Origin of the sequence: Aquirufa antheringensis (genome assembly GCF_023921165.1) — a bacterium.
Taxonomy (GTDB): Bacteria; Bacteroidota; Bacteroidia; order Cytophagales; family Spirosomataceae; genus Aquirufa; species Aquirufa antheringensis.
This window is the reverse complement of sequence record NZ_CP049835.1, coordinates 1,512,204-1,524,541: the sequence shown is the minus strand read 5'-3', so window position 1 is coordinate 1,524,541 and position 12,338 is coordinate 1,512,204. Positions and strand designations below refer to the sequence as shown.

General features: G+C 43.7%; 11 protein-coding genes. 6 read left to right on the top strand and 5 right to left on the bottom strand.

The window, feature by feature from the left end:
• The first annotated feature begins 52 nt into the window (after window positions 1-52).
• A complete protein-coding gene (locus tag G9X63_RS06945) occupies window positions 53-274 on the top strand; it encodes a DUF2795 domain-containing protein (RefSeq protein ID WP_130895915.1) in 222 nt (73 codons plus the stop codon).
• A 2-nt stretch (window positions 275-276) separates the two neighbouring features.
• Here G9X63_RS06945 and G9X63_RS06940 read toward each other — a convergent pair whose 3' ends face one another.
• On the bottom strand, window positions 277-1,803 hold the full coding sequence (locus G9X63_RS06940; protein WP_252622082.1) for a glycerol-3-phosphate dehydrogenase/oxidase: 1,527 nt from the start codon (window positions 1,801-1,803) through the stop codon (window positions 277-279).
• 133 nt (window positions 1,804-1,936) lie between these two features.
• On the opposite strand from G9X63_RS06940, the gene G9X63_RS06935 reads away from it, so the two are divergent.
• From G9X63_RS06935 to serS, 4 genes are all read left to right on the top strand, one after another.
• Window positions 1,937-2,614, top strand: a complete 678-nt coding sequence (locus G9X63_RS06935; protein WP_130923768.1) for a tetratricopeptide repeat protein — start codon at window positions 1,937-1,939, stop codon at window positions 2,612-2,614.
• A 71-nt stretch (window positions 2,615-2,685) separates the two neighbouring features.
• Window positions 2,686-3,162, top strand: coding sequence for a 6,7-dimethyl-8-ribityllumazine synthase (ribH, locus tag G9X63_RS06930; protein ID WP_130895912.1), 477 nt, complete (start codon window positions 2,686-2,688; stop codon window positions 3,160-3,162).
• Window positions 3,163-3,173: 11 nt separating this feature from the next.
• Window positions 3,174-4,493 (top strand): aspartate kinase, encoded by a 1,320-nt coding sequence (locus G9X63_RS06925; protein WP_252622079.1) that lies wholly within the window; start codon window positions 3,174-3,176, stop codon window positions 4,491-4,493.
• Between the two features lie 10 nt (window positions 4,494-4,503).
• On the top strand, window positions 4,504-5,775 hold the full coding sequence (serS, locus tag G9X63_RS06920; RefSeq protein WP_252622077.1) for a serine--tRNA ligase: 1,272 nt from the start codon (window positions 4,504-4,506) through the stop codon (window positions 5,773-5,775).
• Here the strand turns inward: serS and G9X63_RS06915 are convergent.
• Together G9X63_RS06915 and G9X63_RS06910 are read right to left on the bottom strand one after the other, a co-directional pair.
• Window positions 5,772-6,473: a response regulator transcription factor gene (locus G9X63_RS06915; protein ID WP_130895909.1), complete on the bottom strand. Its 702-nt coding sequence runs from the start codon at window positions 6,471-6,473 to the stop codon at window positions 5,772-5,774. The two genes, serS and G9X63_RS06915, sit on opposite strands and share 4 nt — an antisense overlap.
• The gene (locus G9X63_RS06910; protein ID WP_130923773.1) at window positions 6,457-8,142 is read right to left on the bottom strand and encodes a sensor histidine kinase; all 1,686 of its coding nucleotides are present in this window, start codon (window positions 8,140-8,142) and stop codon (window positions 6,457-6,459) included. Before G9X63_RS06910 ends, G9X63_RS06915 begins: the two co-directional genes overlap by 17 nt.
• Window positions 8,143-8,263: 121 nt before the next feature.
• On the opposite strand from G9X63_RS06910, the gene G9X63_RS06905 reads away from it, so the two are divergent.
• Window positions 8,264-9,067 carry a T9SS type A sorting domain-containing protein gene (locus tag G9X63_RS06905; protein WP_130923774.1) on the top strand — a complete coding sequence of 268 codons (804 nt, stop codon included), beginning with the start codon at window positions 8,264-8,266 and terminating at the stop codon, window positions 9,065-9,067.
• Window positions 9,068-9,124: 57 nt separating this feature from the next.
• Here G9X63_RS06905 and G9X63_RS06900 read toward each other — a convergent pair whose 3' ends face one another.
• The gene (locus G9X63_RS06900; RefSeq protein WP_252622074.1) at window positions 9,125-11,227 is read right to left on the bottom strand and encodes a prolyl oligopeptidase family serine peptidase; all 2,103 of its coding nucleotides are present in this window, start codon (window positions 11,225-11,227) and stop codon (window positions 9,125-9,127) included.
• A gap of 9 nt (window positions 11,228-11,236) precedes the next feature.
• Window positions 11,237-12,262 (bottom strand): Holliday junction branch migration DNA helicase RuvB, encoded by a 1,026-nt coding sequence (ruvB, locus tag G9X63_RS06895; RefSeq protein WP_130895906.1) that lies wholly within the window; start codon window positions 12,260-12,262, stop codon window positions 11,237-11,239.
• Window positions 12,263-12,338 lie beyond the last annotated feature (76 nt).

Sequence of the window (12,338 nt, the reverse complement as noted above, 5' to 3'; positions counted from 1 at the left end):
ACCTAAAGCAAAACCCTTCGTTTATTTTAGAAATAAAAATTAGCTATAAACTATGTATTGGACACTAGAACTTGCCTCCTATTTAGAAGACGCGCCATGGCCAGCGTCAAAAGATGAATTAATCGACTTCGCCATCCGTACGGGTTCACCACTAGAGGTGGTTGAAAACTTACAAGAATTAGAAGACGATGGTCAACCATTCGAAAGTATTGAAGAAATTTGGCCGGATTATCCGACGAAAGATGACTTCTTCTTTAACGAAGACGAATATTAAAATCAAGAGGCGAAAGCCTCTTTTTTTGTGGCTTGCAGTTTTTCCGCAAGTACCTCATCTCTGAGCGAAACACCCCAACGACGCGCTAACACATCGTCCCATGTCTCCGCCATTTCGTGTTGCTTTAAGTAGATTAACTCTCCAGAAAGATAAGGTTCGCTGGGCAGTAAACGTTCCGAACCGAAAGCATACACCTCGCCAGCTGCCGGACCATAGAGTTCTTCTAAATGGGCTACTATATCCTCCGCAACACCTAATGGCAACTCCACTGACGCGAGCGGAATAAGCGAATGATCTTTTGTCAAACAAGGACTCGCAGAAACGTGTAGCACTTCCTTTTCTAACACGTCAAGCGTATCAGAAGCCATGACGCGGTAGGTCGTCCACTTACCACCCATGATGCTCACTAATTTAGATCGTCCATCCACTTCCACCTCGTGATCACGCACTAAGGATTTTGTATCGGTATTCATGGCTGAATCGAGCTGGACTTGCAAGAGCGGTCTTTGGCCTACAAAAGTCGCACTGATGTCTGTCAAGCTTGCTTTCTTCGCAGAATAGCGATTAAAATAGGTGACGAGGTATTCCTTTTCCGCCTCTAAAATAACCGGGTTTTCCGATAAGGTATCTGGATCGTCTGTCGTCCCTACTAAGACTGCACCGCGCCATGGTATGACGAAAATCACTCGCCCATCATCGGTTTTAGGGATCAATAAGGCCGTTTCTCCTTGCCAAAATTCAGCAGGCAACACAATATGCGCTCCACGACTCACTTTCATCCGAGGCTTCAAACGCGGATTTGCGAGCACTCTAACGGAATCCGTAAACGGACCAGTCGCATTAACCACCGCCTTCACAGGAATCGTGTAAGAGGCTTCGGAGCGAAGATCCGTGAAAAGCACTTTCTTTATTTTCAAACTCTTAGGACCTAGTTCAAACGAATCCAAACGCGCGTAATTCAATACGCAAGCACCTAAACGCTCCGATTCTTTTAAAATCGCGAGGGCATAGCGAGCGTCATTCAATTGGCCGTCATAATACAAAACGCCCCCTCTTAAATGATGTGATTCGATGGATGGGAATTCGGTTTGTATTTCTTTTTTGCTCAGACCGCGGCTTGATTTCAAATTCGTGCTTCCGGAGATTTTATCGTACAACCACATTCCGATTCGGTAATACCAGCGTTCCCAGCGGGTATAGCAAGGCGTTAACAAACCGAGTGAATGGGCTAAATGAGGAGCGTTCTGCAGTAAGGTCTTGCGTTCGTGCAAAGCCTTGTAAACCATTTTAAATTGATGCCAATCTAAATTCCGAACCGCCTGTTCCAAGTAGCGTACGCCGCCATGGACTAGTTTGGTCGATTTAGAGGAGGTTTGGCTAGCGAAATCACCTTTTTCAATTAAGAGGACTTTATAGCCTCGTAAGGTAGCATCCAAAGCTACTCCTGCGCCCGTTGCGCCGCCACCGATGATACAAATATCGAAGGACTCGTTGAGTTTACGGAGCTGGTCAAGGCGATTAAAGGACATATAGGTTTATTTACCCCTAAATTGAAAAATAAAATGCAAAAGATTCCATTAATATGGATAAAAATGAAAGAGATTTTATAATTTTGCAGTCCTTTGGCACCTATAACAATCTGCCAACCGAATTAATGACCTTATGGCAAAGAAAGAAAAAGTAGAATCAATTGAAATTATCGAAAGTCCAGAAGCGCTTCAACAAGAAGTTTCTAAAGTGACTGAACTAGTAGACAAAAATAAAACGAGCGTTGCAACGATCTTAGGCGTAGTCGTAGTAGTGGTAGCAGCCTATTTCGGATACCAATGGTATTCAGCTACACAAGATGCGGAAGGCGAGAAGAAATTATTCAAAGCGGTTTATGCCTTTGAATCTGATTCTTTAGCAGCAGCTTCAAAAGATTTAGCGAAAGTATCAGACGAGTTTGGTGGAAATACACAAAACTTAGCTGATTTATACTTAGGTATTACCTTATTAAAGCAAGGAAAATTCGATCAATCGATTGAGAAATTGAAAAACTTCTCTAGCTCAGATTTATTAGTTCAAGCTCGCGCCTATTCTTTAATCGGAGATGCGTATGCTGAAAAGAAATCATTCGCTGACGCAATTGATTACTATAAGAAAGCAGCGGAACACAAGCCGAACAAATTCTTCACTCCTACCTATTTGTTAAAATTAGCGAACGCTTACGAAGCAAATAAACAAGTGAAAGAAGCAGTGGATACGTATTCCATCATCGTAGAAAAATACGGTCAGTCGTCTGAATCAATCCCTGCGAAGAAATACAAAGCGATCTTAGAAAGCTCTATCTCTGAATAATTTTTAGAACAGATTATAGGATGAGGGATAAGAGCTTGAGCTTTTATCCCTTGTTTTTTTAACCCCCTACTATGTCTTCAGCGTTAAAAAACTTAAGCGATTTTACAACGGATAATCTACCGGATATTTCCGGTAAAACCTTCGCCATCGTCGTATCTGAATGGAATACCGACGTGACCCACGCCTTGTATACAGGTGCCTACGATACGCTATTGAAGTTCGGGGCAAAAGAAGAAAATATTATAAGTGCCAAAGTGCCAGGTAGCTTCGAATTAAGCCTAGGCGCTCAGAAGATGGCGCAGCAGGCGAATATCGATGCGGTCATTTGCCTAGGCTGTGTGATTCAAGGTGAAACAAGGCACTTTGATTTCATCTGCCAGGCTGTGGCGGATGGGATTACGAATGTGAGTTTGAAGTTTGACAAGCCGGTGATTTTTGGGGTTTTAACTCCTAATACGCAAGAACAAGCGATGGATCGCGCAGGCGGCAAGCACGGAAATAAAGGCGATGAGGCGGCCATTACTGCCATCAAAATGTTAGGAATATAATACGAGAACATATGCAAGTTTGGAAATTTGGAGGCACCTCCGTAGGAAAACCCGAAAGAATGAAGTCGATCCGTCAACTAATTACGGAAGATGGTCAACCCAAAATCGTGGTACTTTCTGCCCTTTCAGGCAGCACAAATACACTTCTTTCTATTTCAGAATCCTTGAATGCAGGAAATGCCGCTGAAGCAAAGTCTAAAGCGAGTGAATTGCGTGCGCATTATGATCAGTTTTTAACTGAGTTGTACAGCACTCCAGCAGGACTTGGTCAAGGACAGGCGATTGTTGCAAAAGAATTTACCTTCATCGATAGCCTAATCGCCACTTCACCTTATACGGTGAAGCAGGAAAAGGAAATGGTGGCCTTGGGCGAATTGCTCTCTACCCAAATTTTCGAAGCATTCTTGCAAGAAGAAGGCATCAGCTCTGCTTTATTACCCGCCTTAGATTTCATGGTGATCGATGAAGACAACGAGCCCATTTTAAAAGTTATCGAACAAAAACTAGCCGCATTTTTAGCTCCTGTCAAGGATAAGCAAATATTCGTTACACAAGGATTTATCTGCCGCAACCCAGCTGGTGAAGTAGATAACTTGAAGCGTGGCGGATCGGATTATACGGCTTCACTTATTGGAGGTGCCATTCAAGCGGAGGAGGTCCAGATTTGGACAGACATCGATGGAATGCACAATAACGATCCTCGTATCGTGAAGAATACCTTCCCTATCCGCGAGCTATCGTTCGCTGAAGCGGCAGAATTAGCTTATTTTGGCGCTAAGATTCTACACCCAAGCACGATTACACCGGCTAAGTTGAAAGGCGTTCCAGTTCGGTTGAAAAATACGATGGAGCCGAGTGCTTTTGGGACCTTGATTTCAGAAAAATCGACTGATATTGAGATTAAAGCGATTGCTGCAAAAGATAATATTACTGCGATTTACATTCACTCGACGCGTATGCTGAATGCCTACGGCTTCTTGAAGCGCGTATTTGAGGTGTTTGAAAAATACAAAACGCCGGTGGATATGATCACCACTTCAGAAGTTTCTGTCAGTGTGACCATTGATCAAACGACGCATTTAGACGCGATTATGAGTGAATTACGTGAATTTGCAGAATTGGAAGATCCCGATATGAACCAAGTGATTATCTGCATCGTGGGTAATTTCTGGGCAGATAAAGAGGGCATTGCCATTAAGGTATTAGAGGCCATCAAGAAGATTCCTATTCGCATGATTTCGTATGGCGCTTCAGAGCACAATATCTCTTTATTAGTGGATGCTTCCCACAAGAATGACGCATTAAACGCATTAAACGAAGGACTTTTCTAAAAACCGAGCTATGTTAACCTTACCCTTTATTCGCGCGAATCAAGAAACCACGATCGCCGGTTTACAAAAGAAGCATGTGGCGAATGCGGCGGAAATCGTTGCGAAATTGATCGCACAAGACGATCAACGCAAAGCCCTATTGCAGCAAGCTGAATCCGCATTAGAGAAATCAAATGCGGCGGCGAAAGAAATAGGTGCGTTAATGCAATCCGGCCAAAAAGAATTAGCCGAAGGCAAGCGTGCAGAAACGTCTGCCTTAAAAGCATCGATTAAGGAGATGGAAGAGGCTGCCAAAGCCGCAGATAAAGAATTGACCGATTTATTAGTCACTCTGCCTAACCTTCCCCACAGCTCTGTGCCACAAGGCAAAACGGCGGATGACAATGAGGTCGTTTTGACCTGGGGGTCTCTACCTGAGCTGCCTGCGGACGCACAGCCTCACTGGGATTTGATCAAGAAATACGACATCATCGATTTCGATTTAGGCAATAAAATTACAGGTGCCGGCTTCCCTGTTTACAAGGGAAAAGGGGCTCGTTTACAACGCGCATTAATTAATTTCTTCTTGGATGAGGCGATCAAAGCGGGTTATTATGAGATTCAACCTCCGATTTTGATTAATGAAGATTCAGGTTTTGGGACAGGACAATTGCCTGATAAAGAAGGCCAAATGTATGTCACAAAAGAAGAGGGCTTATTCTTAATTCCGACGGCTGAGGTGCCTATCACGAACTTATACCGGGATGTGATCGTGAACGAGAAAGAATTACCCATTAAAAATGTGGGGCACACGCCTTGCTTCCGTCGTGAAGCTGGATCTTGGGGTGCACACGTACGTGGTTTGAACCGCTTGCACCAATTCGACAAGATTGAAATCGTTCAAATCCACAAACCAGAAAACTCGTATGCGGCTCTAGAAGAAATGTCGCTACACGTTCAGGGATTACTTCAAAAGCTAGGATTGCACTACCGCGTCTTACGTTTATGCGGTGGAGATATGGGATTTGCTTCGGCATTAACCTACGATATGGAAGCCTGGTCAGGTGCCCAAAACCGTTGGTTAGAGGTAAGTTCTGTCAGTAATTTCGAAACCTTCCAAGCGAATCGCTTGAAGTTAAGAACGAAAATCGATGGAAAATCGATCTTGTGCCATACGTTGAATGGATCGGCTTTGGCCCTGCCTCGTATCGTGGCGTCTATCTTAGAAAACAACCAAGGCCCGGATGGAATCAAGATTCCTGAAGCATTAGTGCCTTACACGGGCTTTACGCACATTAACTAGAGCCCCTCTACACTCAATCGGAAACCCTCGCCGTGCAGATTCAATAGCTGAACGCGAGGGTCTTCTTTTAGCATCTTGCGCAACTTCGTCATATATACGTCCATACTCCTAGCGTTGAAATAGGTATCATCCCCCCAAATTAGTTTCAAAGCATAACTTCTGCTCACCGGCCGTCCCAGATTCTCGCACAAAAGCTTCATTAATTCGTTCTCCTTAGGGGTGAACTTTAGCTCCGTTTCTCCGATTATTAAGCGCATTTTACCCGGAATATAGGTGTAGTTCCCTAAGGCAATTTCGTCCGCTAAACTAGGCACAGACTTATCCGAATGGCTTCTGCGCAAAATGGCCTCCATTCTTGCCACTAACACCTCCATGGAGAAGGGCTTGGTCAAGTAATCATCGGCCCCTACTTTAAAGCCTTGTAAGGTGTCTTCTTCCATGGACTTCGCGGTTAGGAAAATGATGGGCACTTGCTGGTGGTTTGCTCTGATGTCTTTGGCCAAAGAAAAACCGTCTTTCTTAGGCATCATCACGTCTAATAGGCATAAATCGAAGTTTCCCTTCACGAATAAATCAAGCGCTTCGTCCCCATTCTGGGCCCATGAAACAGCATAACCTTTCTTTTTCAAGAATTCTGTTAACAATAATCCTAAATTTGGATCATCCTCCGCGACTAAAATTTCAGGCGTCTTTGACATAGGGCAAATAGATTTCAAATGTACTTCCTTCTCCTAATTTACTTTTCACGTTCACTTTTCCACCGTGGGCTTCCACGATTTTCTTCACATAACTTAGTCCTAAACCGAAACCTTTTACGTTATGGACATTACCTGTAGGCACGCGGTAAAAGGCATCAAAAATATTGCTGAGTGCTTCTTTAGGCATGCCCATTCCTTGGTCTTTCACTTCGATTACAATTCCTTGATCCTGCTCTCGCGCCTTGATTTCAACCTTCGGATTCGCAGGACTATACTTCACCGCATTATCCACTAAATTATTCAACACATTAGATATATGTACTTCATCGAGGGAAATATGGGGAGGCAAATCAGCTAATTGAAGCGATAAAACCCCATTGACCGAATCAAGCAATGGCCCATTAATCTCTGCCACGTGTTGAATGAGAGCCGCCACATCGACCGATTTGCGTTTAAGCGTGATTTCCTCCCGCTCCATTTGAGCAGTCTGCAATACCCGTTCTACTTGCTGTCCTAAACGCGTATTTTCCTCTTTGATGATTCCCAAATAACGCAGCATCGACTCGTTTTTTCCCGGCTTCAACTCTTCTTGTAATAATTGCGTAGCCAGGGAGATCGACGTGATAGGCGTCTTAAACTCGTGGGTCATATTATTAATGAAGTCATTCTTCACTAAGGCCAATTTCTTTTGGCGTAGAATCGTCAAAACAGCAAAGTAAAAACAGCCGATCATCACCAATAATAACAGACCCGAACCCGCTAAACTGAGGCCCATCGTTTGCCAGATATACGTACCACTGTCTGGAAAATAAATCTTCAACACATTTTTAGAGGGGTGAATATCATTCGGAAACAAGGCTGCCTCAAATATGGCCTTTTGTTGCTTAATTTCTGGCGAGGAGATATAGGACCAGGTTTTAGGGGAACTTTGAATGCCAAAAGAATACGTTAAATTCACCCCCTTATCCGCTAATTCTTTTCGAATCAAACTATCTAAATAGCCTGGTTGAATGCGCTGAAGTATCGGTCTTTCTTTAAATAAGAAATCGGAGAATACTTCTTTAGCTAACTGTGTTTTCTGTAATACCTTCTCTAAATCTTGGCGCTCCGATTTCTCCTGCACTAATTTTGCCTGTATTTGAGCCTGGCGATCTCCCAAGTTTTGAATGACGCGATTCGAACGACGGCGCATCTTTTTTAAGATTTTTTGTTGCTCGCGTTTGATGATTCGGTTCATCTCTTTTTCCACTTGCACGCGCTGTTTTAATTCTTCTGGATCTTCATCCACGGTATATTCTTCTGTTACCTCCGCTAATTGACCGTTCGGCAACATAAATGATTTACGAACGAAAATAACATCTTGGCGTGGTTGTATTAGCACGGGATGTTCTTCTTGAATAACGGGATCTGGAACGTATGCCGGAGTCGGCTTCGGTTTAGCCGTCTTAGTGGCCACACTTTCGAATTTTTTTTGGCGTTCGGCTAATACTAAAATCTCTTGCTTCTCCAGTTTTCTGACCACTTGCTCGAGGCTATTGCGAACGTCTTTGGCAAAATTCTCTCGCTTTGCTTCTACCATAAAACGCAACCAATAGGCCTGAAACCCAATTAATCCTAACAGGGCAAAAGACATTAAGGCAATCAGCAAGCGTATTTTACGTTTCGACATAAAGAAAATAATTCGCTACAAATGTAATGGATTAATGGCAGCCGCTCATCACATTAACATTCTTTAACAGGTAGTAAACTACCGCTTTTCGTAAGTTTGCACCGGATCAAAAAACAAATTCATGAAAATCCTATTCATCACTGCCTTAGCCGCTTGTATTTCCACAGCTGCTTTCGCACAAGAAAAAAAAGAAGCAACCGTTAAAATCGTCATCAACGAAAACGGCAAAGAACGCATCATCGAGAAAAAATTCAATGACCTCGATCAGGTAGATGCCATAGTTAAAAAATTAAGTGACTCCTTAGAAATCAACGTGACTTCATCAGGCGGTAAGAGAAAAATCGTTCGCGTCGATGTAAACAAATCTCACTCCCGTATGTCAGGCCATCCAGGCAATGTCATCATCGAACAAATCGAAGGCGGAGCAGAAGGGGGCGCTGACAAGCGTGTAATTATTCGCCGCGGTGGACCAGGAATGGCTATGGCTCCAGGAGCTCCAGGTGCTAACGGAGGAGATGCTAATGTGATGATCTTTCGCGGAGAAGAAGGTCCTGAGGGGGTAGAAAAAGAATTCAACATTCAATTAGATGGCCCAATGGGTGGTCCAGGAATGAAAATGAAAGGCTTGAAAAAATTACAAAAATGGGCAGAAGATACAGGTTCTAAAACTATCCAAGGTCTTTCTGGCAAGCAAAATCAACCTTTTAATGGTAAGATCAATGTCCATTTCACAGCCCCTACGAAAGGAAATGTATCGATCGCCGTTTCAGATGTGAACGGAAAAGAGATCGCAACTGAAACAGTGAAAGATTTCCAAGGCGATTACTTAGGACAAATTGACTTAAAGAAAGCCGCTGCTGGCGTCTATTTCTTACGCGTTACGCAAGGAAATGACGGAGCAGTTAGAAGAGTAGAAGTAAAATAGTCCGCTTGAGGTTTGAGAATGAAAAAGCCTGGAGATTTATTTCCAGGCTTTTTTTATTTATTTCCCCATGTTATACAGGACGAAGGCATAGGAGTCAGCCGTCAGTTCAATCAACTTCGCGGTGTTCGACGAACCGTGTCCGCTATTCGTATCAATTCGAATGATCATTGGTTTAGCCGCCGTATTCTTCTCCTGCAGCGTGGCTGCATATTTAAAGGAGTGAGCCGGAACTACTCGGTCATCGTGATCCGATGTAAAGACCATCGTGGCTGGGTAATTCATTGCTTTAATGTTGTGTAAAGGCGAATAAGCATACAAGGCTTTGAATTCCTCCGCATTATCGCTGCTGCCGTAATCTGCGACCCAGTTCCAGCCGATGGTGAATTTTTGGAAACGTAACATGTCCATTACGCCCACACCCGGCAAGGCTGCCGCAAATAAATCTGGACGCTGGTTAATCGCTGCCCCTACTAACAAACCACCATTTGAACGACCAGAGGCCGCTAGATAAGCTGGCGAAGTGTATTTCTCCCGAATCAAATATTCTGCTCCGGCAATGAAATCATCAAACACATTTTGCTTTTTCAATTTCATTCCCGCTTCGTGCCATTTCTCGCCATACTCACTTCCGCCACGTAAATTAGCCACCACATAGATACCTCCTTTTTCTAACCAAGGAATAAGGCTAGCCGAGAAAGAAGGAGTAGAACTGATGTTGAATCCGCCGTAACCATACAGTATCGTTGGATTTTTACCGTTTAATTCAATACCCTTTTTGCTGACGATAAACATCGGAACTTGAGTGCCATCTTTCGATGGATAGAACTTTTGAACAACCGTATAATCTGTGGGATCAAAAGCTAGGGTTGGCTTTTGGAAAACGGTCGACGTATTAGTCGCCAAGTCATAGCGGTAAATCGTGGGTGGAAAATTGAAGGAAGAATAGGTATAGAAGGTAAATGTATCCTCTTTCTCACCGCCAAAACCACCGGCATTTCCTAGGCCTGGTAAACTAACCGATCCCAATTCTTTCCCGTTATAATCGTAGCTAATCACGCGAGATGCCACATCTTTTGAATAATTTAAAAACAAACGTTTCCCCACCGTATTGACTCCTTGCAAAGGCTCCGGCTTTTCGGCGACGATGGTTTTCCAATTCGCTTTTTCAGGATGCGCCGGATCCACGCGGACAATTTTCTTATTCGGTGCTCCCTCATTTGTTTCTAAGACCAAGATGTCGCCGTCGTTATCCACGATACTGAAATCATATTTACCTGGCTCCGCGACGATTGGCTTGAATTTCGTTTCCTTTTTAGCCGCATCCATGATCCACAAGGCATTTCCATCTAAACCTTTCCCGCGATCCGAAATAGTCAAGAACGCAAAGCGCTCATCATCCGAGGTGCTAACCGTATGGAATCTTTGTGGGTTTTTAGGATCCTCGTAAATTAATTGATCTTGTGATTGCGGCGTTCCTACCGTGTGAAACCACACTTGGTGGTTCTCGTTTTTCGTACTTAATTCTTTCCCTTTACCCGGTTCAGGATAGCGTGAATAGAAAAAGCCGTTGCCTTTCCAAGCCACACCACTCACTTTCACCCAGCTCAATTCGTCCGCGAGGTTTTTACCCGTTTCCATATCCCGAACGTAATAGGTTTGCCAGTCGCTGCCGCTTAGGCTTAATCCCACGCAGGCATATTTACCTTTTTTATCTAACGAAAATACGGTTAAACGAGTGGTACCGTCTTTTGATAAGGTATTCGGGTCAATGACTTGTTCTGGTTTCCCGTTCAAGCCTTTTTGACGGAATAACACCGATTGATTCTGCAAACCGCTGTTTTTGTAGAAATAATACCATTCTCCTTTGCGAGAAGGGGCAGATATTTTCTCGTAATTACTAAGTGCCTCGATGCGCTTTTTGAATTCTTCGCGAAGCGGAATTTGGTTTAAATAACCGAAACTAACTTCGTTTTGCGCCTTCACCCACGCTTTTGTTTCTTCACTATTATCGTCCTCTAACCAGCGATAAGGATCCGCGACCTGCGTTCCGTGGTAGTTATCGACGTGATCGATTTTCTTCGTTTGTGGGTATTTCATTTGGGCCAAAGCAGACGCAGAAACAAACATCATTCCTGCGATTAACATTTTTCTTGTTGACATAGGTATAGATTAAAATAACGATCCAGTTTCAGCTCTAGGTGCAATCCCTACGTGGCGGTAGGCTTTCTCTGTCGCCTCACGCCCTCTAGAGGTACGCTTCAAGAATCCCTCTTGGATTAAAAAAGGTTCATACACTTCTTCGATGGTTTCAGCTTCTTCACCACAAGCGGTAGCTATCGTAGTCAAGCCCACTGGACCACCTTTAAATTTCTCAATAATGGTCAAAAGAATGCGGTTATCCATTTCGTCTAGACCATTTTGGTCTACATCCAAGGCATTCAAGGCGATTTCGGCGATCTTGACATCGATCGAACCATTGCCTTTCATTTGGGCAAAGTCCCGCGTGCGTCGCAATAAATTATTCGCAATACGTGGCGTACCGCGGCTACGTCTCGCGATTTCGTAGGCCCCCGATTCATCGATAGGCATATCTAAAATGGAGGCAGAGCGCTTTACGATTTTGGTCAATAAAGCGGCGTCATAATATTCTAAGCGGGCATTAATTCCAAAACGCGCACGCAAGGGCGAGGTCAAAAGTCCTGCTCTAGTCGTAGCCCCAATTAAGGTAAAGGGATTCAAACCAATCTGAATGCTACGTGCATTCGGGCCCGAATCCAACATAATATCGATCTTGTAATCCTCCATGGCAGAATACAAATATTCCTCCACGATGGGGTTCAGACGGTGAATTTCATCAATAAATAAAACGTCGTAGGGTTGCAAATTCGTTAGCAAACCCGCTAAATCAGAGGGTTTGTCCAAAACTGGACCAGATGAAATCTTCAAACTAGAACCTAATTCATTCGCGATAATGTGCGACAAGGTGGTCTTTCCTAAACCCGGAGGCCCGTGCAACAAGACGTGATCCAATGCCTCCTCGCGCGCTTTCGCAGCCCCTACGAAGATTTGCAAGTTATCGACAATCTTACCTTGTCCAGAGAAATCGAGAAAACTCAGCGGACGTAGTGCTTTGTCAAACTCCTTTTCCTGTGGATTTAAGGATTCTGCATCTCCAGTTAAATAATCTTCGCGCATAGGGCATTCAGCTAAATTGAAATCAAAGATAATTTTTTTATTGCGAAGATTTTATAGTTTTGGAAAACCAAAAATA

Excerpts from the sequence above, each read along its gene's own strand:
- G9X63_RS06945 (WP_130895915.1), top strand. The coding sequence starts at position 53 with ATGTATTGGACACTAGAACTTGCCTCCTATTTAGAAGACGCGCCATGG.
- G9X63_RS06940 (WP_252622082.1), bottom strand. The coding sequence starts at position 1,803 with ATGTCCTTTAATCGCCTTGACCAGCTCCGTAAACTCAACGAGTCCTTC.
- G9X63_RS06935 (WP_130923768.1), top strand. The coding sequence starts at position 1,937 with ATGGCAAAGAAAGAAAAAGTAGAATCAATTGAAATTATCGAAAGTCCA.
- ribH (WP_130895912.1), top strand. The coding sequence starts at position 2,686 with ATGTCTTCAGCGTTAAAAAACTTAAGCGATTTTACAACGGATAATCTA.
- G9X63_RS06925 (WP_252622079.1), top strand. The coding sequence starts at position 3,174 with ATGCAAGTTTGGAAATTTGGAGGCACCTCCGTAGGAAAACCCGAAAGA.
- serS (WP_252622077.1), top strand. The coding sequence starts at position 4,504 with ATGTTAACCTTACCCTTTATTCGCGCGAATCAAGAAACCACGATCGCC.
- G9X63_RS06915 (WP_130895909.1), bottom strand. The coding sequence starts at position 6,473 with ATGTCAAAGACGCCTGAAATTTTAGTCGCGGAGGATGATCCAAATTTA.
- G9X63_RS06910 (WP_130923773.1), bottom strand. The coding sequence starts at position 8,142 with ATGTCGAAACGTAAAATACGCTTGCTGATTGCCTTAATGTCTTTTGCC.
- G9X63_RS06905 (WP_130923774.1), top strand. The coding sequence starts at position 8,264 with ATGAAAATCCTATTCATCACTGCCTTAGCCGCTTGTATTTCCACAGCT.
- G9X63_RS06900 (WP_252622074.1), bottom strand. The coding sequence starts at position 11,227 with ATGTCAACAAGAAAAATGTTAATCGCAGGAATGATGTTTGTTTCTGCG.
- ruvB (WP_130895906.1), bottom strand. The coding sequence starts at position 12,262 with ATGCGCGAAGATTATTTAACTGGAGATGCAGAATCCTTAAATCCACAG.